This window comes from Mycobacterium timonense, assembly GCF_025821985.1.
Lineage (GTDB): Bacteria > Actinomycetota > Actinomycetes > Mycobacteriales > Mycobacteriaceae > Mycobacterium > Mycobacterium avium.
Genome location: NZ_JACKSY010000114.1, coordinates 41,033 through 63,239, shown reverse-complemented (window position 1 = coordinate 63,239; position 22,207 = coordinate 41,033). Strand labels below are relative to the sequence as shown.

At 64.2% G+C, this 22,207-nt stretch carries 20 protein-coding genes and 2 pseudogenes; 6 read left to right on the top strand and 16 right to left on the bottom strand.

Translation table 11 applies throughout. The features are described 5' to 3' along the window. Positions 1-33: 33 nt before the first annotated feature. Together H7I87_RS27605 and H7I87_RS27600 are read right to left on the bottom strand one after the other, a co-directional pair. Positions 34-1,350: an IS256 family transposase gene (locus H7I87_RS27605; RefSeq protein WP_083071855.1), complete on the bottom strand. Its 1,317-nt coding sequence runs from the start codon at positions 1,348-1,350 to the stop codon at positions 34-36. Positions 1,351-1,607: 257 nt separating this feature from the next. Next, positions 1,608-1,838 (bottom strand): annotated as a pseudogene (locus H7I87_RS27600) (transposase); the annotation flags it as partial. A gap of 232 nt (positions 1,839-2,070) precedes the next feature. Between H7I87_RS27600 and H7I87_RS27595 the strand changes: the two are divergent. Further along, complete coding sequence (locus tag H7I87_RS27595; protein WP_083071366.1) at positions 2,071-2,304, top strand: IS110 family transposase; 234 nt, start codon at positions 2,071-2,073, stop codon at positions 2,302-2,304. A gap of 31 nt (positions 2,305-2,335) precedes the next feature. On the opposite strand, the gene H7I87_RS27590 is transcribed toward H7I87_RS27595, so the two are convergent. Beyond that, positions 2,336-3,616, bottom strand: coding sequence for an IS256 family transposase (locus tag H7I87_RS27590; RefSeq protein WP_369798118.1), 1,281 nt, complete (start codon positions 3,614-3,616; stop codon positions 2,336-2,338). A 71-nt stretch (positions 3,617-3,687) separates the two neighbouring features. Here H7I87_RS27590 and H7I87_RS27585 point away from each other — a divergent pair. Further along, positions 3,688-4,695 (top strand): annotated as a pseudogene (locus H7I87_RS27585) (IS110 family RNA-guided transposase); the annotation flags it as partial. A 5-nt stretch (positions 4,696-4,700) separates the two neighbouring features. Here H7I87_RS27585 and H7I87_RS27580 read toward each other — a convergent pair. Then, positions 4,701-5,879 carry an IS30 family transposase gene (locus H7I87_RS27580; RefSeq protein WP_139800088.1) on the bottom strand — a complete coding sequence of 393 codons (1,179 nt, stop codon included), beginning with the start codon at positions 5,877-5,879 and terminating at the stop codon, positions 4,701-4,703. Positions 5,880-6,130: 251 nt separating this feature from the next. Next, positions 6,131-6,505 (bottom strand): DUF732 domain-containing protein, encoded by a 375-nt coding sequence (locus H7I87_RS27575; RefSeq protein ID WP_158085011.1) that lies wholly within the window; start codon positions 6,503-6,505, stop codon positions 6,131-6,133. A 385-nt stretch (positions 6,506-6,890) separates the two neighbouring features. Here H7I87_RS27575 and H7I87_RS27570 point away from each other — a divergent pair, with 385 nt between their 5' ends. After that, positions 6,891-7,667 (top strand): hypothetical protein, encoded by a 777-nt coding sequence (locus H7I87_RS27570; protein ID WP_139800089.1) that lies wholly within the window; start codon positions 6,891-6,893, stop codon positions 7,665-7,667. A gap of 40 nt (positions 7,668-7,707) precedes the next feature. After that, entirely contained in the window at positions 7,708-9,153 is a 1,446-nt protein-coding gene (locus H7I87_RS27565) for a 3-oxoacid CoA-transferase (RefSeq protein ID WP_167380284.1), read from the top strand. A 321-nt stretch (positions 9,154-9,474) separates the two neighbouring features. On the opposite strand, the gene H7I87_RS27560 is transcribed toward H7I87_RS27565, so the two are convergent. The 11 genes from H7I87_RS27560 to H7I87_RS27510 form a co-directional block, all read right to left on the bottom strand. Continuing rightward, positions 9,475-11,406, bottom strand: a complete 1,932-nt coding sequence (locus H7I87_RS27560; protein WP_372512358.1) for a flavin-containing monooxygenase — start codon at positions 11,404-11,406, stop codon at positions 9,475-9,477. A 251-nt stretch (positions 11,407-11,657) separates the two neighbouring features. Then, positions 11,658-13,232: an aldehyde dehydrogenase family protein gene (locus H7I87_RS27555; RefSeq protein ID WP_083071371.1), complete on the bottom strand. Its 1,575-nt coding sequence runs from the start codon at positions 13,230-13,232 to the stop codon at positions 11,658-11,660. A 28-nt stretch (positions 13,233-13,260) separates the two neighbouring features. Continuing rightward, positions 13,261-13,743: a MaoC family dehydratase gene (locus H7I87_RS27550; protein ID WP_083071372.1), complete on the bottom strand. Its 483-nt coding sequence runs from the start codon at positions 13,741-13,743 to the stop codon at positions 13,261-13,263. Further along, the gene (locus H7I87_RS27545) at positions 13,740-14,996 is read right to left on the bottom strand and encodes an acetyl-CoA hydrolase/transferase family protein (protein ID WP_083071373.1); all 1,257 of its coding nucleotides are present in this window, start codon (positions 14,994-14,996) and stop codon (positions 13,740-13,742) included. The genes H7I87_RS27550 and H7I87_RS27545 overlap by 4 nt, the downstream gene beginning before the upstream one ends. Then, complete coding sequence (locus tag H7I87_RS27540) at positions 14,993-15,418, bottom strand: nuclear transport factor 2 family protein (RefSeq protein ID WP_158084985.1); 426 nt, start codon at positions 15,416-15,418, stop codon at positions 14,993-14,995. Before H7I87_RS27540 ends, H7I87_RS27545 begins: the two co-directional genes overlap by 4 nt. Before the next feature lie 18 nt (positions 15,419-15,436). Further along, positions 15,437-15,859: a MaoC family dehydratase gene (locus tag H7I87_RS27535; RefSeq protein ID WP_083071375.1), complete on the bottom strand. Its 423-nt coding sequence runs from the start codon at positions 15,857-15,859 to the stop codon at positions 15,437-15,439. Then, the gene (locus H7I87_RS27530; RefSeq protein WP_083071376.1) at positions 15,856-16,305 is read right to left on the bottom strand and encodes an FAS1-like dehydratase domain-containing protein; all 450 of its coding nucleotides are present in this window, start codon (positions 16,303-16,305) and stop codon (positions 15,856-15,858) included. Before H7I87_RS27530 ends, H7I87_RS27535 begins: the two co-directional genes overlap by 4 nt. After that, positions 16,305-16,727, bottom strand: a complete 423-nt coding sequence (locus tag H7I87_RS27525; protein ID WP_083071377.1) for a Zn-ribbon domain-containing OB-fold protein — start codon at positions 16,725-16,727, stop codon at positions 16,305-16,307. The genes H7I87_RS27530 and H7I87_RS27525 overlap by 1 nt, the downstream gene beginning before the upstream one ends. Next, complete coding sequence (locus H7I87_RS27520) at positions 16,724-17,890, bottom strand: thiolase family protein (protein WP_083071378.1); 1,167 nt, start codon at positions 17,888-17,890, stop codon at positions 16,724-16,726. The genes H7I87_RS27525 and H7I87_RS27520 overlap by 4 nt, the downstream gene beginning before the upstream one ends. Beyond that, complete coding sequence (locus H7I87_RS27515) at positions 17,890-18,783, bottom strand: SDR family NAD(P)-dependent oxidoreductase (protein WP_083071379.1); 894 nt, start codon at positions 18,781-18,783, stop codon at positions 17,890-17,892. The genes H7I87_RS27520 and H7I87_RS27515 overlap by 1 nt, the downstream gene beginning before the upstream one ends. Positions 18,784-18,786: 3 nt before the next feature. After that, positions 18,787-20,025 (bottom strand): cytochrome P450, encoded by a 1,239-nt coding sequence (locus tag H7I87_RS27510; protein ID WP_083071380.1) that lies wholly within the window; start codon positions 20,023-20,025, stop codon positions 18,787-18,789. Between the two features lie 324 nt (positions 20,026-20,349). Between H7I87_RS27510 and H7I87_RS27505 the strand changes: the two genes are divergently transcribed. Both H7I87_RS27505 and H7I87_RS27500 read left to right on the top strand, forming a co-directional pair. Beyond that, positions 20,350-20,673, top strand: a complete 324-nt coding sequence (locus H7I87_RS27505) for a 2Fe-2S iron-sulfur cluster-binding protein (RefSeq protein ID WP_083071381.1) — start codon at positions 20,350-20,352, stop codon at positions 20,671-20,673. Continuing rightward, positions 20,673-21,965 (top strand): NAD(P)/FAD-dependent oxidoreductase, encoded by a 1,293-nt coding sequence (locus H7I87_RS27500; RefSeq protein ID WP_083071382.1) that lies wholly within the window; start codon positions 20,673-20,675, stop codon positions 21,963-21,965. The genes H7I87_RS27505 and H7I87_RS27500 overlap by 1 nt, the downstream gene beginning before the upstream one ends. Positions 21,966-22,207 lie beyond the last annotated feature (242 nt).

Below are 22,207 nucleotides of genomic sequence, written 5' to 3'. Positions count from 1 at the left end.
GAGGAATTGTCAAGACCTGTGGATCGGGGTGTTTCAGGCGACCTCCGTTCCGGCTTGCTGATCGCCGTCTGAGGGCGGGGTTGGTGGGGTGATCTCGGTGGGGCGTTCAAGCAGTTTGCCCTTGTGGAAGACCGCGCCGGCGCGCACCAGGGCGACCAGGTGTGGTGCGTTGACGGCGCGCCAGCGGGCCGCGGCGGCGTCGATGAGCTTGTAGGCCATGGCCAGACCAGCTGCTCGTGACCCCGGACCTTTGGTGACTTTGGTGCGCAAACGCACTGTGGCGAAGGTGCTTTCGATCGGATTCGTGGTGCGTAGGTGGATCCAGTGCTCGGCGGGATAGCGGTAGAATTCCAGCAGGGTGTCCAGATCGTCGGTGATCTTGGCGACCGCCTTGGGATATTTGGCGCCGAAGTCGACCTCGAAGGCTTTGACCGCGACCTGGGCTTTGTCGATATCCTCGGCGTTGTAGATCTCTTTGAGCGCTGCCAACGCCGACGGGTGTGCTGATTTCGGCAGCGCGGCAAGGACATTGGCTTGCTTGTGAAACCAGCACCGCTGCTCACGGGTGGCCGGGAACACTTCGCGCACCGCGTTCCAAAACCCCAAGGCGCCATCGCCGACCGCGAGCACTGGGGCGGTCATGCCGCGTCGTTTACAGTCGCGCAGCAGATCAGCCCACGACTCGGTCGATTCCCGGTAGCCGTCGGTGATCGCCACCAGCTCTTTGCGGCCGTCAGCGCGCACACCCAGCATCACCAGCAAACAGAGTTTTTCCTGGTCCAGGCGGACCTTGAGGTGGATACCGTCGACCCACAGGTAGACGTAATCGGTGCCCGACAGGTCCCGGGCCGCAAACGCGCGGGCCTCGTCCTGCCACTGCGCCGTGAGCCGGGTGATCGTGGTGGCCGACAACCCCGCACCCGAACCCAGGAACTGCTCCAATGCCGGGGTGAAGTCGCTGGTGGACAGCCCGTGCAGGTACAGCAGCGGCAGCACTTCGCTCATCTGCGGAGACTTGCGCGCCCAGGCCGGCAGGATCGCCGAGGAGAACCGTTTGCGTTCGCCGGTGTCGGGGTCGACACGTTTGTCGTTGACTCGCGGCGCTTTGACCTGCACCGCACCGGCTGCGGTCAGCACCTCGCGGGGCTGGTGGTAGCCGTTGCGCACCACCAGGCGGTGGCCGTTCTCATCGAGCTGGTCGGCGTACTGGGCCACGTAGGCGGCGACCTCGGCCTGCAACGCGGCGGCCAGCATCTGTCGCGCCCCGTCGCGGACGATCTCATCCAACAACGAGCGACCGGGAGTGTCGCTGTCGTTGGCGTCCTCGGCGTCGTGAACTACGGTGAGCATGGGCGTACCTTCCCGAACCAGCGCGCCAACGCCGGCTCATGATCGGACCTACTGACATTCAGATCATCCTCGGGAAGGTGCGCCCACTTTCACGCCCCCACCCCGAGGCTCATCCACAGGTTCTGATCATTGCTCCGAACCAGCGCGCCAACGCCGGCTCATGATCGGACCTACTGACATTCAGATCATCCTCGGGAAGGTGCGCCCACTTTCACGCCCCCACCCCGAGGCTCATCCACAGGTTCTGATCATTGCTCGTCGGTGGCCATCCGAAAGGTGTGGTGTTCAGACATTTCGGCGCCTTGGTCCCAGGTCAGTGAGCGTCGTAGTGATTCGGGGAGTTCGCCCAGCGAGGCGATGAGCCCGTCGCGCACGGCTTCGGCGGTGCGATCGGACGGCAGGTGCACCAGCATCAGGTAGCGGCTGGCGCGTTCGACCACGGTGCCGATGGCTGAGCGCCCGGCCGCGCCCAGGATGAGGTCGCCTTCCTTAAGTTGTTGATGGGGCAATTCGGACCGTCGTAAGGTCCTGATCACCCTCGGGTGGCGGGTATGGCTCAGGTCTCCCTGCCGCTGAGACGGCTCACTGGGAATGGCCGCCCGCTGCCCGCCGATGGCTCGACCGCTGATTGAGAATTGCGACATCGATCGCTGGTTAAGGACATGTCGGCACGGTCATCGTCAGGGCAGTTGGGCGCAACGACGATGAGGAGGACACGACATGCTAAGGATTTGGGCCGGTATCGACGCCGGGAAACGATCACACCACTGCGTGGTGCTCGACGAGCACGGCGACGTGCTGCTGTCAAAGAAAGTGGACAACGACGAAACGGCCCTCCTGGAGCTGATCGGAGCCGTCGCCGGCATCGCTGCCGGCGGTCAAACGTTGTGGGCGACGGACTTGAACGCTGGTGGTGCGGCAATGCTGATCGGGCTTGTCAAGATAACTGTGTAAGTAGTTGTGGCCGTTGGTGTTTAGTGGGTTGTCATAGTGGGAGGCGGTCGGGGAATTGGATCGCGAAGGCATTGAGTGCTTCGGTCCAGCGGTAGGTTCCTTGTCCTTGGGCTGATCCTCGTTTCTGGTTGATGTTGCGGATGGCCAGATACAGCAGTTTCATCGCCGCGGCGTCCGACGGGAACGAGCCGCGGGCCTTGGTGACCTTGCGCAGCTGGTAGTTCAGCGATTCGATGGCGTTGGTGGTGTAAATGATCTTGCGGATCTCGACGGGGAAGGCCAAAAACGGCACGAACTCAGCCCAGGATCGGTCCCAGACCGCGACCGCCCCAGGCGATTTGGCCTTCCACTCGGTCCGAAACTGCTCAAGGGCGACCGCAGCGGCCTGTTCGGTGGCTGCGGTGTAGATCGGGCGCAACGCGGCGGCCATCTTTTTGCGGTCGGTGTAGGAGGCGTAGCGCATGCTGGCCCGCAACAAGTGCACGACACAGGTTTGGATGACCGCCTGGGGCCAAACGGCGGCGATCGATTCCGGCAGCCCAGCCAGGCCGTCACAGCAAACGAACAACGCATCCCGGCACCCCCGGTTGCGCAGCTCGGTGAGCACGCCATGCCAGAACTTCGCCCCTTCGGTCTGCTGAATCCATACCCCCAGGACCTGCTTGATCCCCTCGACATCGACCCCGATGACCACGTGGGCGGCCTTATTGGAGACCACGCCGCCGTCGCGGATCTTGAGCCGGATCGCGTCGATGTAGAGGATCGGATAGACCGGGTCGACCGGGCGGGACTGCCAGGCGGCGATCTCGTCGGCCACCACCTCGGTGACCCGCGAGACCGTGGCCGCCGACACGCTGGCGCCATAGACCTCGGCCAGGTGCTCGGTGATGTCACGGGTGCTCATGCCGCGGGCGTAGAGCGACAAGATCATGTCCTCGACCTGGCCGAGTCGGCGTTTGCGCTTGGGCACGATGACCGGATCGAAGGTGCCATTGCGGTCGCGAGGCACCTCAAGATCAACCGGGCCGGCGGTGGTCAGCACGGTCTTGCGTCCGTGGCCGTTGCGCGAATTGCCCGAGCCATTGCCGGCCGGATCGCCGTGCTCATAGCCAAGGTGATCGGCGATCTCGACATCGAGGGCACGTTCGAGCACGCTCTTGGTGATCTGGGCCAGCAGTCCATCAGGGCCGTCGATAGGGGTGCCGGAGGCCTCGGCGTCGGCAAGCAAGGCATCAAGTGCCGCCGGGGGCAGCACCTGCGCTAACTGCTTGGCAGCCTCATCACGCGATGAATCCGATCGAGACAAAGCGATTCACTCCTGTCCGGTGGCCAGCATGCCTGACCACCATTCAGGCCCAACCACTTACACAGTCAATGAGACACGCCCTGCTGATCGCGTTGCTCGCCGCCCGTGATCAGCACCTGCTCTACCTCCCCGGACGCATCGTGCACCACGCCGCGGCGACCTATCGCGGGGATGGCAAGACCGATGCCAAGGACGCGCGGATCATCGCCGATCAAGCTCGGATGCGCACCGATCTACAGCCGGTCCGCCACTCTGATCCGATCGCCACCGATCTGCGGTTACTCACCGCACGACGCACCGACGTGGTCTGTGATCGAGTGCGGGCGATCAACCGTCTCCGATCGACGATGCTGGAGTACTTCCCGGCACTGGAGCGAGCCTTCGACTACTCCAAAAGCAAAGCAGCACTTACCCTTCTATCGCGATACCAGACACCGGATGCCCTGCGACGCATCGGAGCCGCCAGGCTGGCGGCATGGCTCAAAGCGCGCGGCGCCCGCAACAGCGCCACCGTCGCCCAGCTGGCCGTCGACGCCGCCCAGGCCCAACGGAGCACCCTACCCACCCAGAGGATCGGAGCGAAGCTGGTGGCCAGGCTCGCCACCGAGATCACCGCAATCGACGAGGAACTCAAGCAGATCGACAACGACATCGCCGCCCGTTATGAACACCATCCCAGTGCCGAGATCCTCGCCAGCATGCCCGGATTTGGGCCAGTACTAGCTGCTACGTTCCTCGGGCAGATCGGCGGCAACCTCGATGGCTTCGACACCGTCGACCGGCTCGCCTGCGTCGCCGGGCTAGCCCCAGTCCCACGCGACTCCGGACGCATCAGCGGCAACCTGCACCGGCCGCGGCGCTTCAACCGCCGACTGCTGCGAACCTGCTACCTAGCTGCGCTGTCCAGCCTCAAGAACAGTCCCGCCTCACGAGCGTTCTACGACCGCAAACGCGCTGAAGGCAAGTCACACAAACAAGCACTCATCGCCCTGGCGCGACGCCGCATCAACGTCATCTGGGCCATGCTCCGTGACCACACCCACTACCGCGAACCCAACACCGCCAACCCCGCGCTTGCTGCTTGACAACATCATTGAGATTCCCAATGGCCCGGTATGGCGCGGTCGGCGGCTTCAGCAGGGCGGTCGGCGATGGAAATCATTGCCTCCCGAAACCGAGGAGTCCGGTGCGCGGGGTCACGACGGGGTTTGCGGGTCACGCGTCCAGATCTGATGGCGCTGACGATTTCGCGTTTCAACGCACCTCGGCCGTGCAGGTAGATCGTCTGATAGATCGCCTCGGTGCCCACCCGCATCTCCAGGTCGTCGGGGAAGTCGCGGACCAGCCGTCGGCTGATCTGCTCGGGGGACCACCGCCGGCCCAACCCGCGAGTCACATAGTGACGCAGCCGGCCCGGGCGTTGCAGTTTGCGTTGTTTGGGTCTGGGGCGCCGGGACGCGGCGAGCCGGTGCGCCGAGTACGGCAGATACCCTAACGAAGCGGTGGCGTTGCGGCGCAGCTCCCGGCTGATCGTTGAGGGTGCCCGGCTTAGCCGGCGACCGATCTGACGGGTCGACTGCCCGGCGGCCTTGAGGTCGTGGATCTGTTCGCGCTCAGTCAAACTCAGAAATCGCGGACTGATGCAGCGTTCCAGCCGCTCCAGTTCGATCTGATTGTCGTTGCGACCATACGTGTTTCGTGGATTTTTCACATTCGTAAGTATCTGCGCGGACCGGTACTTCACGACCCGTCCATCGGGGTAAACACGCCCACCATAAAATTGGCGGATTCCTTTGTCCCAATCCTGGGCGGTACGTTTGTCGACACCGACCTGCTCGGCAGCGTCGCGTCTGCTCACACCCGCGCTGCGCAACCCCAAGAACTCCTCGCGCTGATCGCTGACGTCCTTGCCGGTGAAGATCCCGGCCTGATGTGCCCACTTGTAGCACGTCACCCGCACATAGCCCAGCTCACGAGCCACCGCCGAGACGTTGCCCCGAATACTGAGCATCCGGAAAAACTCGGCCTTCTCCTCAGCGGTGTAGGTCCGGGGCCTGGGGCGTCGAGAGGCCACCCCAGCCCGGCGCCGCCAGCGGTACCCGGTATCCGCGCTGACGCCCGCACCCGCCGCAGCCGCCCGAATCGTGCCCCCACGATCCAGCAACCGAAAAAACACCTCTCGCTGACCAGCCGAATACCGTGGCACACTCGGCCTATTCATTGATTCGTCAGACAACGCCAAGACCTCTTCTTCATCGAGGCGTTGCAACCACCCCAAGAACCCAAGCTATTTTGATGAACCGCAGAGGGTCAGTTTTCAGGAAGCTTCAACACCGGCGGGGTGTCCGAGCTGACGCACGAGATTGAGCTGGCGACGACCAGTATCGCGACCCGTCCGGAACTATCACCCAGGCCGAGCCGACCCCTACCGAATCCTGACTACGAATTGGCCGGCGCCCGCAGCGCCGCGCAACTGCGAAAGTCGAGTAATTCGAACGCTGCCGGAAAAAACGATGGAAGTCAGGGCAGCTCCCGCCCACCGCTGGTGTATCTGCCGTCAGGGAATGGGCACAGATCCGTCGCGGCGAACTCCACGAAGTCATTGGCCTGCTCAACGGTCATCCCATACTGTGGGCGGGAGCCCGAGTTGTACACCGCCTGGTCCCTCACCTTGTCTGGCTTGACGCCACTTGCAAGCAGTGCGCAGATCTCCCAGCCCCACTCCTTCATTTCGTTGTCCCCGCGGGGGAGGTTGACACCGGCGTTGTGCAGTTTGTTCAGATAAGAATCGGTGTCAGCTCGCGACGGGGCAGCCGTTACCATGCTAGTTAACGCCAATACCCCAACGGCCAGCGCCGTGCCGAAAACACTTGCCTCCCATTTGCGCGCCACCATCAGCGGTGCTCCTTCGCTGCGGTGCCATCCCCGCCGGTCATCGCTTCTCGGACACGAACACTCGCACACAATGGCCCCGCAAGGAGTTGCGGTAGCTCGGTCCGGTGCCCCGGGACTCCAGGCCGCCCACCGCGCAAGGTTGATCATCTGCGCTTACAACCCCCTCGGCACGATGGCAGGTCAGATTAAATCATAACCTAATACAGATTAGAGGCAAGATGCTGGAATAGGATCAGGATCGTGGTTTCGCTAGCGCCGCGCGCCCCTTGTCGCGCTGGCCTCTAGGGCCTGCCGACCAAGCCCGGCAGCTCCGAGACCCTTGCGACTGAGTTCAAATTCTAACTAGAATATGTCTGCCACATGGGTTGGAAGACGGAAGGTTTGCGTGCGTAATACCTGGTCGCAGCGTCTATGCGTGTGGAGCGGTGTTCTCTTCGCCGTTTTGTTCTTCCTCGGCTTCGGGATAATCGCCCGTTACATACCACCCCCCGCCGCGACACGACCAGCAGCCGACGTCGCGTCGTTCTACCGCGACAACGCCAACGCCATACGCACCGGAATGATCCTCAGCATGTACGCGCTGGTGTTCTTTGTTCCCTTTACTGGCGCAATCTCGGTGCAGCTCAAGCGGATCGAAGGCGAGCACACGCCACTCACCTACGCCCAACTCGGCATCGGCTGCACGCTTCCTGTCGCGTTCTTTCCGGCGCTCTACTACTTCCAAGTGGCGGCATACCGGCCCGATAGAGCCCAAGAGGCGATCCAGATGCTTAACGACATGGGCTGGCTTCCTTTCACCGGAATCATCTACGCCATCTTCGTTCAAAACCTCGTCATCGCTGTCGCTGTGTTCTCTGATCAGCGGAGCGAGCCCGTGTACCCGCGGTGGTACGGCTACTTTTGTCTTTGGACGGCACTGCTGTACTGCCCGGCAAGTCTGGACGTGTTCTTCAAGGACGGGCCGCTCGCCTGGAACGGTCTGTTCTCGTGGTGGCTGTCGCTAGTAGCCTTTTTCGCCTGGATCGTCGTCACCGCCGTGGTCACGCTGCACGCCATCGGTGCACAAGTGCGCGACCGTCGAGCCGAAACAGGACCGATCGACAGCGCCAACGCGCCAACAGCGTTGCCGCCCTTTGGGTCTCCGGCGCACCGCATAACCTGAGCGCGTTTCGCCAAACCGGCGGCAAACGCAATCTACTCACATGTCCCCACGAAAACCGGAGGCCAACATCACCAGCAAGGTCTTCTCTTCGGCCGCCGAGGCGGTCGCCGACATCGAAAACGGCGCCTCACTGGCGGTAGGCGGGTTCGGCCTGTGCGGTATTCCGTCAGAGCTGATCAACAGCCTGGCCAATCGAGGCGTGCGCGACCTGGAAGTCTTCTCCAACAATTGCGGAGTCGACGACTGGGGATTGGGAATTCTGCTGGCATCCAAACAGATTCGTCGCATTACCGCGTCCTATGTGGGTGAGAACAAGGAGTTCGCGCGGCAGTACTTATCGGGAGAACTGGAAGTCGAACTGATCCCGCAGGGCACGCTGGCCGAACGGCTGCGCGCCGGCGGGGTCGGGATCCCGGCGTTCTTCACCCGCGCTGGCGTCGAGACCCTTGTCTGCGAGGGCGGGGTGCCATGGCGCCATCATCCCGATGGCTCGGTAGCGCTGGCATCTCCCCCAAAAGAAACCCGCGTCATCGACGGCCGACGCTACGTACTGGAGCGTGCGATCGTTGCAGATTATGCACTGGTGCACGCCGAAATCGGTGATACCCAAGGCAATCTCTTCTTCGGCAAGTCCGCGATGAACTTCAACCCGCTGGCCGCCATGGCCGGACGCGTCACCATCGCCGAAGTCGAACGGCTTGTCCAGCCCGGCGAGCTCAATCCGGCCCATGTCCACCTGCCCGGGGTGTTCATCCAACGCGTCGTGCACATCCCCACTGCGGACAAACGTATCGAGAAGCGCACCGTGCGCAGCGCCAGCATCCCCGCCGCGGAGCCTTCAGCACCGGCGGGTTGGAGTCGGCGCCAAATGGCCGCACGAGCGGCAGCCGAGCTGCGTGACGGTGAATATGTCAACCTGGGGATCGGGCTGCCAACGTTGATTCCGGATTATTTGCCCCGTGGCGTCGAGGTGGTGCTGCACTCGGAGAACGGCATCCTGGGCACCGGCCCCTACCCCAGCGACGAAGACGTCGACCCCGATCTCATCAACGCCGGCAAAGAGACGGTTACGGTCAATCCCGGTGCCGCGTATTTCGATTCATCGCTGTCGTTCGGCATGATCCGCGGCTCCCACATCGACACCGCCATCTTAGGCGGCATGCAGGTTTCACGTGCCGGCGATCTGGCGAACTGGATGGTGCCGGGAAAAATGGTCAAGGGTATGGGCGGCGCGATGGATCTGGTCCACGGCGCCCGGCGCGTCATCGTGGTGATGGAACACACCGACCGAGACGGCGCCGCTAAAATTGTGGAGCGATGCACCCTTCCGTTGACCGGCAAGGCAGTCGTGAACCGCATCATCACCAATCTCGGGGTCTTTGATGTCGACCCCCAGGAGGGCCTGGTCGTTCGCGAACTGGCGCCGGGCGTAACCGTGGCGCAGGTCCGTGCACTAACCGGCACCGCGCTCGTCTTTAACGACTAAGAGGAATTGAGCGGAGCACGGCGGTGAGAACTGAAACCGCTGGGCGGTTGGAATGCTGTCCAGCCCAATACCTCATATCGATATGCACACGCTGAAGGCAGCCGTATTCGCTGAGTCGTCGTGGCGGGCGGCGAATTCGACGATGACTTGTTCCGCCGCGCCTTTCACACTCGCCTGCCCTTGCCTTGAACCCAGTCACTATCGATTCATCGACATCCCACTGAAACGGCATCACCGATATTGGCAGGAAAACACCCGACTTCGAGCTCGACTACCACATTGGCGATCTCGGCTTGGCCGATGTGGGTGGCGCTCATCGGGTCAGCCTCTTGCCTCCGTTTGGGGGCGCAACGCCGACTCGGTGATGAAGTCCGCCAAGTCCGCGTTGTGGGTCATCAACCAGTAGTCGACGACGCGGTAGGGCGAATTGTTAACTACCCGCCCCCGCTTATTGCGGTAGAAGGTCGTCATCCCTGGGTGGCTCCACACCATCGTCGAATGCGCCGCGTCGACCTGCGCCACCCAGGCGTCATGCGCCTCGGTGCGACATTCCACCGCACCGATGCCGCCGCGGACCATCTTGGTGATCACATCGACGATGTAGCGGCACTGCGACTCACCGATGAAAAAGTACGATCCGCCGGCACCGGAATTCGTGTTGGGCCCATACATCAAAAACAGGTTCGGAAACCCCGGCACGGTGATGCCGAGATAGGCGGTGGCGTCATCGTCACCCCAGATGTCGCGTAACCGCTTGCCACCTCGTCCGACGAACTCGATGGGCTGCAGGTAGCGCGTCGTCTCGAAGCCGGTGGAGAACACCACCACGTCGGCCTCGACTTCGTCGCCGCCGCTGCTGCACACACCGCGCTCGGTGATGCTGTCGACCCCCTCGGTGACCAGCCGGACGTTGTCGCGCTTGAGCGCGGCGAACCAACCGTTGTCGAGCAGCATCCGCTTGCCGAACGGCGGGTAATCCGGAAGGCACTTCTCGATCAGGTCGGGCCTGCCCTCAAGCTGGCTGACGAGGTAGCGGGTGAAGTAGCGGCGATGACCGTCGTTGACGGCGTTAAGCGAGCGGGCCGGATCGCCCCATTGCGGATCGATCTGCAACGACGGATGAACCCGATCGTTGAAAACCCAGGCCAGTCGGAATCGGTACCAGGCCTGGTAGTAGGGCACATGATCCATCAGAAAGTGCACATCCTCGGGTACCGGTGCGAAATACTCAGCGCACGGCCCAATCCATTGGGGGGAGCGCTGGAAGACGGTCACCTGCCCGACTTTCCCCGCGATCGCCGGAACCACCTGCATCGCGCTGGCCCCGGTTCCGATCACGGCCACGCGCTTCCCGGTGACGTCGAGGTCCTCGGGCCACTGCGCCGTGTGAAACATCGGGCCAGTGAAGCGGTCCATTCCGGCGATGTCGGGGATCTTCGGCTTATTGAACAGTCCGACAGCACTGATGACGACGTTGGCTGTCACCGCGCGGGGTGACCCGTCGCTGTCGCGGGATGAGACCGTCCACGTCTGTGTGGCTTCGTCGTACACCGCGTTGTCGACTTCGGTGCCGAAAATGATGTGGCGGCGCAGATCAAAGTGATCGACAGCTTCTGCCAGGTAGGTCACCATCTCGTCACGCTTGCCGAAGTGTGTCGACCAGTGTCGCGGGAAGAACGAGAAAGAGTAGAGGTAGCTGGGGGTGTCCACGCCGGCGCCGGGGTAGGTGTTGGTGAGCCAGACGCCGCCGACCTCATGATTGCGTTCGAGGATGACAAACGGCACGCCCAGTTCGCGCAGCCGCACCGCGGCGATGATCCCCGATATTCCCGCACCGATGATCGCCACGCGGAAGTCGTTGGTGTGCAACGGCTCGGGCGGCTCTGGCGGGACCAGCCCCATCTCCTCGCGCATCACCCGTTCATATTCGGCGGGGATCTCTTCGGCCATGCAGATGCTCAGCATGCGGCGCAGCAGCTCAGGATCCGGTATCGGTACCGCCGCGGGTCGGCCGTGCGACCAAGCCATGATCGCCGATGCGGCGCACCGACGGATGTCCTCAGCCACCTCCGCGGGGAAGCCGCCCGAGTCATTGGGACCCAGACCCGAGGCGCGTTGCGGGCGATAGGGATCGTTGAGCCAACGCTGATCCCCGGTCAGCTGAAACAGCACCATCGTCAAGGTGGGCATATTGGCGACCCGCAGAGCCTGCTTCAGGCGTGCTTCGTCGATTGGGCGATCCGGCTTCGTCATCGACATGGCACGCCTTCTCCTCTAAATGCCTGGGCCAGATCGACGGCCTCAGGAGGCTCTCTAAACTATATTAGATATTATGGCTGATCTACAAATGGACAACAACTTGTCAGTGAGCTGATACGGGTTTTGAACTGGTGGTTTCTCTCACAACTGGCGCCTCACTGAGGCGAATCAGATACAGAAAATCTATCTGTAGTCGGGCCGAGGTCGAGCGGTGCGACGCCCTGGCGCGGCGGCCGATCCTATGCTCAGCGCCGCGGTGAGCGTCCCAATCGGCGGCGCCAGTCGTGGGCGCCGAGCAGCCGCACCAGCCGGGCCTGGAATTTGCTCTTCTTGGGCACATACGGGTACCAGTGCGGCTCGGAACTGAGGCGGATCCGCTCAGACACCACCGACTGCTGCCGGCAGAACTTGAGGATGCCGGCGGCCCCGCCGGAGCGGCTGCCCACACCGGATTCCTTCCAGCCGCTCATCGGAACGGTGAGCTGGAAGGTGCTCATCATGACGTTGTTCTGGTTGACGGCGCCGGCCTCGAGCTGGCGGGTGATCCGATCGGCACGTTGGGAGTCGCGGGTCCACACGCTGGCGCTCAGTCCGTAACGCGAGTCGTTGGCCAGCCGGATGGCCTCGGCTTCGTCGGCGACCTTCATGATCGGCAGTGTGGGACCGAAGGTCTCCTCGCGCATGCACGCCATGCTGTGGTCCACCTCGACGAGCACGGTGGGCTCGAAGAACTGCCCGCCTTGGCCGCGTTTACCGCCGGTGAGTATCCGCGCGCCCTTGGCCACCGCATCGTTGACATGGTTTTCGACGATGTCGAGTTGCGCAGGTGTGCACATCGCCCCGACGTCGGTGCTGAAGCTGCCGTCCGGGTCCATACCCTGGCGCAGGTTTTTCACCTTGTCGGTCACCTTCGCGACGAACTCGTCGTAGACGCCAGCTTCGACATAGGCGCGTTCGACCGAGATGCAGATCTGGCCGGAGTTCCACATGGCGCCCCACGCTGCGGCGCTGGAGGCACGGTCGATGTCGGCGTCGGACAGGACGATCATCGGATCCTTGCCGCCCAGTTCCAGGCTGCAGGGAATCAGTCGCTCACCGGCCCGCGCGGCGATTCGGCGACCCGTGCGGGTCGAGCCGGTGAACATAATCATGTCGACTTCCTCGACCACGGCTGCACCGGTTTCGGGACCGCCGGTCACGTTGGCCAAGACCGCGGGCGCCCCGATGTCCTCGAGCCAGCCCCTGCTGGCCTCCGCCCACGTCAGCGGGGTGAATTCCGACGGCTTGAAAAGCACTGCGGCTCCAGCCATCAACGCTGCCACACCGTCGAGCATCGGACCGCCCAGCGGGCCATTCCACGGAGTGATCATCCCCACGAGCTGATAGGGGCGGGCGAAGACTCGCAGCCTCTTGGTGAGGCCAGCGGCTCCCCAACTGGCGACCTTGCGGTCGGCGAGGAATTCGGCGGCGTGTCCGCTGTAGTAGTTGATCAGGTCCACCGCCATCGAGATTTCCAGCGCGGCGTCACCCCACGACTTGCCTGTTTCCTCTTGCATAATGCCGACCAGACGGTCTGTGTTGTCCAGGATCCAATCGAGAAAATTGCGCATATGGGTTGCACGCCCAGTCGGGCCGAGCTCTTCCCACGCGGGCTGCTCGGCGCGTAGTCGCGCGGCAGCGGCGGCCACTCCGGTGGGTCCCATGTCGGGAACGTGCCCGACGAGCCGCCCGTCGGCGGGACAGCGGACCTCAATGAGGGCACCCTTGTGGCCGGCGACGCCGGCGTCTTCGGACCGGTGAGCGGCTTCTGCTGTGGCCATTTTCACTCCTCTGCTGTGGACGCCTGGGCTAGCCGCTGCTGGCGGCTGGGCTGGCGCACCGCACCAGGGCGGCCCGCCGTGCGGTGCACACGGTTTCCCCGCGCTGGTTTCGGCCGCGGTGTTCAAACGTCACCACGCCCTGTCCGGGTCGGGAGGCGGACAAACGTTTGTCGATGACCTCGGTTTCGGCCGTCAAGGTGTCACCAATGAAGACCGGTGCGGGAAAACGGATTTCGGAGAAGCCCAGGTTGGCGACTGTGGTTCCTTCAGTGAGGTCGGCGACGCTGAGGCCTACCACCGTCGACATAGTGAACAAGCTATTGACAAGACGTTGGCCGAATTCTTGAGTTTGGGCGAACACCGCGTCCAAGTGCAGGCTCTGGGTGTTCATGGTGAGCGTGGTGAACAGGACGTTGTCGGCCTCGGTCACCGTGCGGCCCGGTCGGTGCACGTAGACGTCGCCGACGATGAGTTCGTCGAGGTTTTTCCCGCGTCGGTGGTGGACGGTCATGGCGTTGCGTCCGCCGCAGATGCCAGCGCGGCCCGGTGCTCGGGGTGGGCGATAGCGATCAGTGCCTGTTGTCGCTCGGTCACACTACGACCATCCAGGCGTGCCACACCGTACTCGGTCACCACGGCGTCGACCATTGACCGGGGAACGGTGACCGTGGCAATCGACGACACTATCCGGGAGCGCGAGCCGTCCGGGGTGGCCGAGGGCAGCGCGATCACGCGCAAACCTCCGGCTGATCGGCTTGCGGCGTCGACGAAGTCGAGGCTGCCCCCTACACCTGATATCTGCCGCCCCCGCAGCACCTCGCTGTTGACCTGGCCGCTGACATCGACGTCGATGGCGGTGTTGATCGACACCAGCCGGGGCGTGCGGCCTAAGACAGCGGCGTTGTGGGCCGTCGAGGACGGATGGACGGCCAGGGCCGGGTTGCGGTCGGCGAAACGCATCAGTCGCTGGGTGCCCATCAATTCCGGGGACAAGATCGCCCCGGCAGCGCCGTCGGCGGGAATAACGCCGCGTTCGAACAGCTCCACCATCTCGTCGGTGGCCATGCCGGTGAACCGCACCTCCCCGAGATCGGCGTCGCTCAGCGCGTTCACCACAGCCTCCGGGATGGAGCCGATCCCGATCTGCAGCGTCGGATTTCGGGGTAACAGATCCACGATGTGTTCGGCAATCCTGTTGCTGACTGCGCTGGGCTTGGCCGAGGCGTACTGTGGCGTCTCGTCGGCGCTGTCGATGAGCGCATCAAACATCGAGTCGTGCACGGTGGTATTGCCGAAGGTCCATGGCAGGTCGGGATCGACCTCGCCGATGCGCACCCGGGCCAACCGCAACGCGTCGAGGCTGTAGCCGGCGGAGGGACCCAGCGAGCGGTAACCGTGCCGATCCGGCGGAGTCACCCGCACCAGCGCGACGTCCACACCCCGCGCCTGCAGCAGCGCTGCGATCCGCGACGCGCGAGCCGGTAGGAATGCCGCAACCCCGTCGGCCACCAGATCGGCGACCGGTGCCATGACATGCCAGGTCCGGTAGCGAAGGTCCCCTGCGCGGACGGCATCGAGGAACGGATAGTCGCCGAGCAGCAGTCCCGAGCTCAGGGTCCACCCGCGGCCTGCGGCTTCCTTGTTGATCGCGTGCAACAAGGTGGTGGGGGCGCCGCAGCCGGGCCCGGCGACCAGGTGGGCACCGTCGCCGGCCAGCGTCAGTGCGGCGACTGGGTCCATCGTGGGGGCGGTGACGCCGCTCATCGCAGGCGGACCGCGGCCTCGACAGCCGACTGGGAGAACGCGTTGTCGAATGCCCGTTCGTCGGACTGGAATTCGTCGACTTCGACGACGCGTCCGTCGTTGATTCGATACACCAAACACTCGCGGAGCCGCACCGTCGTCCCGGCAACTTCAACGATGCCGTATTGGTAGGCGGCGGCATATCCGGGGCTGGTGGTGATGTCGATGACGTCGAATCGCGCTGGCCCGGTGAAGATTCGCTTCATCTTGCCAAACAGCGACAAGATCGCTCGGCGGCCTTCGTAGACGCCGGAGAGCACGTTGGCGCCGGGCACCCGCCAGACGCAGTCCTCGTCGAGGACGGCCTCGATCTCGGCCCGGTTCTGTTCCGACAGCGCCGCCATCAGGCGGCGCACCAGGAGCGCGTTGGGATGCTCAGCCATCGTTTCCTTCCCCATGAGTCAGATGCGGGCCGTCGCGCCGCCCGACAGGACAGTGACACCGTGCTGGTTGACGGTGCGGACATCGAGGTCGACGTAGCGGCCCTGCGGGCTCTCGCGCACGTCGAGCACGGTCGCGACCGCGTGTAGCGAGTCGCCGGGCCACACCGGGCTGACGAAACGAACCCGGTAACGCACCAAACGCTCACGGCCCACCCACCCGGCCAGGAGCCGTTCCGTGGCACCCATCGCGAGCATTCCGTGGGCCATCACGCTGGGGTAGCCGGCGCGCACCGCGTGGGGCTCGTCGGTGTGCAGGGGGCTATAGTCGCCCGAGGCGCCGGCGAACTGCACGATCTGGGTGCGGGTCACCTCGGGGATGACCGTGTGTTCGCGGCTGTCGCCGACCGTGAACTCGGCGGCACTGCGCGTTTGAGCGTTCACGACCCACCACCGGCACCAGAGACCGCCACCTCGGTGTCCACCAACACCATGCGTGAGCGCAGCACCAGGGCGCCTGCTGCATCGCGGTAGTCCCTGACGATCTCGTGAAAGGTCAGGGTGCCCGCGCGGCGACTCTGTTTGCGCCAGCTCGCGCCCTCGTGCTCGGTGACAGTAAGGCTGTCGCCGACACGTACGGGGGCGAAGTATTCGAACTCCTGCTCGGCGTGCAGGACGCTGCCGCCGGCCGTTGAGCTGGCCGCGGCAAGTGCCCCGGACGGACGCAGTCCGCGCATGTGCGTCGGATCGAATTGCACTGCCGCGGCGGGGAACGTCACCGGCACCGGCGTCCCGGGTACAGGAACGTCTTGCGCGAGTTGCTCGTCACCGACGGCGCGTGCAAATGCCAGGACATGGCCCGCTTCGATGTCGAAAGCATAGGCGCCCATCACAGCCCAGGGTCCGCAGGGCGGAAACGGGGCAGCGCGCCATCTCCGCCGGTGTCGCAGAAGACCACCTCGACACGCTGCCCGATCGACAAGGCGTTGGGATCGCAGTCGATGATGTTGGTGATCATCTTGGGTCCCTCGTCGAGTTCGACCATCGCCAGCACGTAGGAGCCGGCGTTTGCGTACTCAAGAATCCCGCGGGTTGTGACGGTGTAGCTGTAGATGCTGCCCCGGCCGCTGGCTTCGGTATCGACCAGATCGGTGCTATGACAGTGCGCGCACACATAACGCGGGTAGTACCCCGCCCGTCCGCAATTCGAGCAGCGCTGCAGCAGCAGTTTGCCATCGAGGGTCGCGGCCCAAAACGTCGCGGTCTCGGGCGTGACATCCGGTGGCGGCGAGGGCAATTGGGCCGTGCTCACGCGTCCTCCCGACCCAGAATGAGTGTCGCGTTGCCCATCCGGGTGGACAGCCAGCCGCCGGTACCGTGAGCCAGTGCCAAGGTGCAGTCGGGAACCTGCACGGCCGGATGCGCCTCACCGCGCAGCTGGCGGACCGCCTCGATGATCTTGGTCATTCCGCCCCGGTTGGCCGGGTGGTTGTTACACAGCGAGCCGCCGTCGGTGTTGAACGGCAATCGGCCGTTTGGGGCCTGCAGGGCGCCCTCCAAGACGAACTTGCCGCCCTCACCTTTAGCGCAAAATCCCAGATCTTCCAGGGCCAGCAAAACGGTGATAGTGAAAGAGTCGTACAAACCGACGTAATCGATGTCGGCGGGCCGCACACCGGCCTCGGCGAACGCATCGGCGCCCGAGCGCACCCCGGCGGTCACGGTGATGTCTTGCCAGCCGCCGCGGGTGTGTTCGACGGCCTCTCCGTGCCCCAGCACCTTCACGCAATCGCGCTCCAGCGTGGCGGCCACGTCTTCGGCGACGACCACAAGCGCCCCGCCACCGTCGGTGATCACGCAGCAATCCAGGCGATGCAGCGGCGAGGACACCATCGGGGAGTTCACCACGTCCTCGACCGTCACGACCTTGGGCAGCATCGCGTGGGCATTGTGCTGGGCGTGCGTGGAGGCGGCCACTTTGATCTCGGCCAGCTGCTCGCTGGTCGTCCCGTACTGGTACATGTGGCGTTGGGCTGCCAGGGCGTACAGCGCGCTGACATTCGTGCCGAAGATGGGCTCGAAGGACTTCTCGGGAGGCTCACCCATCAGTTGGCCGGGCGCGCGCAACGAGGTGGTTCGGGGCCGGCCGCCCAGGGTGATCAACGCAACCCGACATTTGCCGGCGGCGATCGCCGCCGCGGCGTGCCCGACATGGGACATGTAGACCGATCCGCCCATGTCCGAGCTGTCCATAAAGCGCAGGTTCAGCCCGAGGTAGTCGGCCATCGCGAGCCCGCCCAGCCCCGGCGCGTCCCCACCGCAGAAATAACCATCCACGTCGGCCAAATCAAGGCCAGCGTCAGCCAACGCGCCCAGTGCCACCTCGGCGTGGATCTGCGGAATCGACTTGTCCGGCAAGTTACGTCCCGGGTGCTCATACGCCCCGGCGATGAATGCCTTTCCCCTGATCGACATCACACGAACGGGTTGGGCGGTGCGGCATCGGTGAGCGGACGGAACTGCGCCTCCACCTCTTTAGCCAGCTGCCCCAGGTCCCATGGGCCATCCGATCGTGCGGTGACCAGGGGTTGCGGGTCGCTGTAAAGGCTCACTTCGTAGCCACGGGCGTGAATCACGTGGCCGTTGCACCATCCGGATTGCTCTGAGGCCAAATAGGCCGCGATCGGGGCGATGCTGTCGGGGGACAGTTCCTCGGCGCCCGAAGTGTAGGCTTCGGCGTCCTTAAACGTGGCGGTCATGCGGGTCGCCGCAGCCGGAGATACGGCATTGGTGGTCACGCCGTACTTGCGCAGTGCCACAGCGCACGAGTAGGTCAGCCCTACGATGCCCATCTTGGCCGCAGAGTAGTTCGGTTGCCCGGGGGCGCCGTGCAGCCCAGCGCGGGAGGTGTAGTTGATGATCCGGTTGTGGGCGTCAGGATCACCGATCTTGCGCCAGTGCGCAGCTGCAGGCTTGATGGTATTGAAGTGCCCCTTGAGGTGAACCCGGATGACGGCGTCCCAGTCCTCTTCGTCCATGTTGAAGATCATCCGGTCACGCAGAATGCCCGCCACGTTGACCAGGACATCGAGTTGGCCGAACCGCGCAATGGTCGACTCCACCAGATCGCGCGCGGCCTCATGATCGGAGATGTCGGCCCCATTGGTCACCGCGGTTCCCCCGGCCGCCTCGATCTCACGGACCAGTTCGGCCGCGGGACTGCCCTCGTTGTGCAACCCATTGAGCGACGCACCGATGTCGTTGACGACCACGGTCGCACCCTCGCGGGCGAACAGTTTGGCCACCGCGCCGCCGATTCCACGTCCGCCGCCGGTAATGATGGCTACGCGTCCGTTCAAGCTTCCCATGTATCAGCGCTCCAAACGGATCGGCAGGGCGATGGGACCCCGGGCGAAGGACGGCCGGTATTTGACGTGGTAACCGGGTTCGAGTTCGAAAACACGCAACTCGCTGATTGCGCGGATTGCCGCCTTGATCTCGCGGCGGGCCAGATGGTTGCCCAGGCACCGGTGGATACCGGCGCCGAACGCCAAGTGCGCCGAAGCATTGGGGCGCTCGAAGTTCAGCGCTTCGGGGTCCGGGAATTTTTCTGGATCGTGATTGGCCGCGGCCCAGTTGAGCAGGATGCGATCGCCCTTGTGCATTGGGCAGCCGCGGAGCTCGGTGTCGGCGGTCAGGGTGCGACCGGCGGTTGGAACCGGCGTCTCGAACCGAAGGAACTCCTCCACGTGTTTATCGAGTGTCTTGGCGTCAGCGTCGCGCAGGCTCTCGCGCAGCGCATTGTCGGTTCCCAGGATCCGGGCGATGCTCGCCAGGCCGCCCATGGTGGTTTCCATGCCGGCCATGATGGTCATGTTCAGCGTCTCCATCCGGGCCCGGTCGTCAAGCTCGAGTCCGTCGTCGAACTCGCCCGTACCCAGGTGCGCAATCACCCCCGCGAGGTCGTCGGTGCGGCCTTCGGCGCGGCGTGCCTGCAGCAGTTCAGCGCAGAAGCCGAACAGCTTGGGCGCCGCTTCCAAGGCCTTCTCGGGCTGCGTCAATAAAATGTCGAGGACGTCGAGCACCCAGCCGATGTCGGAGGCCTTCTGGTCCAGGAAGGTCTCGAAGAACACGATCGGCGGCAGCTGCGAGGTGAAGGCCCCGACAAAGTCGACAGGGCTGTGTTCGACGCACGTGTCGATAAGGCCGTCGACGGTGGCGCGGATGCTGGGCTCGGCCGCGGTGAGTGCCTCAGGAGTGAAGAACGGGTTCAACGCTCGGCGCACGCCGCGATGCAGGGGCGGGTCGGTCTCCAGTGGCACCATACGCAAGATGTTGAGGTCGAATTGGACCGGCGTCGCGCCGTCGGCGCTGCTGTAGGTGTTCCAGTTGACTGCCGCGTCCATGACGTCCTGATAGGAGTTGAGCACCCAGAATCCCGTGTTCTCGGCGCTCCAGTGCGCGGTGCTGCGGGCAACCGGACACGTATCGCGCAACCCGTTGATGCGCGGCCAGAAGTCGTCAGCCAGCTCAGGGTCGAGCGGATTGAAGTCGACTTCGCGGGGGGACGTATCCACCGATGCCGATCCCGCGCTGTCGTGATCACTCATGGTTGAACTCCTGTCTCAATGCACTGGCCATCCGCGTGGGCACTCGACCGATCGCCCGCTACACACTCGCCTGGCGCCGTTGTTCCCGAACAGAATTCTGCGTCGTGTTAGATCTAAATCCTGCGTCGTATTAGAACTACGACGTTTCTATCTTGAGACCCCTCCAATGTCAAGGACGTCACAGTTAGAGGTCGTTTTACCAGGATGTATCCACCTCCAGTGGCTTCACGAGCATGCGCGAGGTGGACGCTCAGACCTTCGTTGATGCGCAAGATTCGGTTATGGTTTAGACTCAATGGAGCAGAGTGGCGGGAGGAGCGCAGCGTGGCGAAAGTAACCTACGTGCGACCCGACGGTGAACAGGTCATCGTGGAGGTAACCGAGGGAACGTCGGTCATGCAGGCGGCCCTGGCTAATGACATTTCCGAGATCGTCGCCGAATGCGGCGGCACCCTGGCGTGCGCCACCTGTCATGTCTACGTCGACCAGGACGGCCTGGACCGCCTTAGCGCGCCCAGCACCGACGAGGAGGAAATGCTCGATTACACCGCGTCTGCGCGCCAGCCCAATTCCCGGCTCAGCTGCCAAATCATTGCCGGACCCGAACTGGACGGCCTGGTCGTGCGATTGCCGCCGACACAGTACTGATGTCGACTCCCACCATCGTCATTGCCGGCGCAGGGCAGGCCGGTTCCCAGACCGCCGCCTCCCTGCGCGAGCTGGGGTTCGAGGGTCGTGTGGTGCTCGTCGGCGACGAACCCCACCTCCCCTATCAACGGCCGCCGCTATCCAAAGGCCACCTCACCGGAGCGGCTGCCCGCGACAACCTATGGCTGCACGCCCCGACGTTCTACGACCATCACGACATCGAATTGCGCCTGTCCACACGGGTCAACCAGATCGACCGTGCCAGCAGCCGGGTCGAGCTGGACGGCGGCGAGATCCTCGGCTACGACCATCTGGTACTCGCACTTGGTGCCCGCAACCGAACCTTGCCGCTGGACGGGACCGAACTCGACGGCGTCGTCGGTCTGCGCAATCTCGCCGACGCCGACGACATCCGCGATCGGTTGTCGGGGCGTGCGCGCCACGTTGTGGTGGTGGGTGGCGGCTTCATCGGACTGGAGGTCGCCGCGACAGCGGTCAAGCTCGGCTTGGAGGCGGTTGTTGTCGAGATCGCCGACCAGCTAATGGGCCGGGTGCTATCTGCCCAGATGGCCGGCTTCGTCCTAGACGCACACCGGGCCCGGGGGTTGCGTGTTGAACTCGGCACGAGCGTGGCCGGCTTGACCGGCACCGCAGGCCGGGTCAGTGCCGTGACGACGGTGGACGGCCGCGAGTTCCCCGCCGACATGGTGCTCGTCGGCATCGGAGCGGCACCCAACACCAGCCTGGCCGAGAATGCCGGCCTTCGGGTCGACAACGGGATCATTGTCGACGAATACCTTGCTACCGAGGACGCGCAGATCTCCGCGGTCGGCGACTGCACGTCGTGCCCGAACAGGTTCGCCGGCGGAGCGCGGGTGCGGCTGGAGTCGGTGCACAACGCCACCGCGCAGCCCCGCGCGCTGGCCGCCCGACTCGTCGGACGGCCCGAACCCTACGACAGCGTGCCGTGGTTCTGGAGCGATCAGGGCGACCTCAAGCTGCAGATCGCCGGCCTGGGCGTGCAATCCTGCCATGCGGTACTGCGCGGTGACGTTGACAGCGGGCGGTTTTCGGTTTTTTGCTTCCACGACGGGGTGCTGCGTAGCGTCGAGTCTCTCAACCGCCCCGGCGACCACATGGCGGCGCGCAAACTGCTTGCTCTGGATAGTTGTCTGACCCCTGAACAGGCCTGCGACCCCGATTTCGACCTGCGCGCGCATATCGCAGCCCACCGTATCGCCGATCCTGTCGCCAGCGACCATCGCGCGCCGGCGCCGCGGGTGGCCGGCTGAGATCTAAATCATGGCGGCTATTTAGCGTGCGTTAAAAGCGGGAAGCGCGCGAATGGGCTGCTGAAGCCTCGAAAATTGTCGGCTTGGGCCCAAAGGACCGTCACCGAACGAGGTTCGGTGACGGGATAGACGACCCGCGATACGCTATTGGATGGATATCCGGGACAGCGTCGCGTTGGTTACGGGGTCCCTCGGGTGTAGGCCTGGCGACCGCGCGCGAGCTGCGCGATCGCGGCACCCAA

Bases quoted from the DNA above. Each gene is read 5' to 3' on its own strand.
- H7I87_RS27595 (WP_083071366.1), top strand. From the start codon at position 2,071: ATGCTAAGGATTTGGGCCGGTATCGACGCCGGGAAACGATCACACCAC.
- H7I87_RS27555 (WP_083071371.1), bottom strand. From the start codon at position 13,232: ATGGCCACAGCAGAAGCCGCTCACCGGTCCGAAGACGCCGGCGTCGCC.
- H7I87_RS27540 (WP_158084985.1), bottom strand. From the start codon at position 15,418: ATGGCTGAGCATCCCAACGCGCTCCTGGTGCGCCGCCTGATGGCGGCG.
- H7I87_RS27500 (WP_083071382.1), top strand. From the start codon at position 20,673: ATGTCGACTCCCACCATCGTCATTGCCGGCGCAGGGCAGGCCGGTTCC.
- H7I87_RS27530 (WP_083071376.1), bottom strand. From the start codon at position 16,305: ATGGGCGCCTATGCTTTCGACATCGAAGCGGGCCATGTCCTGGCATTT.
- H7I87_RS27520 (WP_083071378.1), bottom strand. From the start codon at position 17,890: ATGTCGATCAGGGGAAAGGCATTCATCGCCGGGGCGTATGAGCACCCG.
- H7I87_RS27515 (WP_083071379.1), bottom strand. From the start codon at position 18,783: ATGGGAAGCTTGAACGGACGCGTAGCCATCATTACCGGCGGCGGACGT.
- H7I87_RS27605 (WP_083071855.1), bottom strand. From the start codon at position 1,350: ATGCTCACCGTAGTTCACGACGCCGAGGACGCCAACGACAGCGACACT.
- H7I87_RS27510 (WP_083071380.1), bottom strand. From the start codon at position 20,025: ATGAGTGATCACGACAGCGCGGGATCGGCATCGGTGGATACGTCCCCC.
- H7I87_RS27565 (WP_167380284.1), top strand. From the start codon at position 7,708: ATGTCCCCACGAAAACCGGAGGCCAACATCACCAGCAAGGTCTTCTCT.
- H7I87_RS27550 (WP_083071372.1), bottom strand. From the start codon at position 13,743: ATGACCGTCCACCACCGACGCGGGAAAAACCTCGACGAACTCATCGTC.
- H7I87_RS27575 (WP_158085011.1), bottom strand. From the start codon at position 6,505: ATGGTGGCGCGCAAATGGGAGGCAAGTGTTTTCGGCACGGCGCTGGCC.
- H7I87_RS27545 (WP_083071373.1), bottom strand. From the start codon at position 14,996: ATGAGCGGCGTCACCGCCCCCACGATGGACCCAGTCGCCGCACTGACG.
- H7I87_RS27560 (WP_372512358.1), bottom strand. From the start codon at position 11,406: ATGACGAAGCCGGATCGCCCAATCGACGAAGCACGCCTGAAGCAGGCT.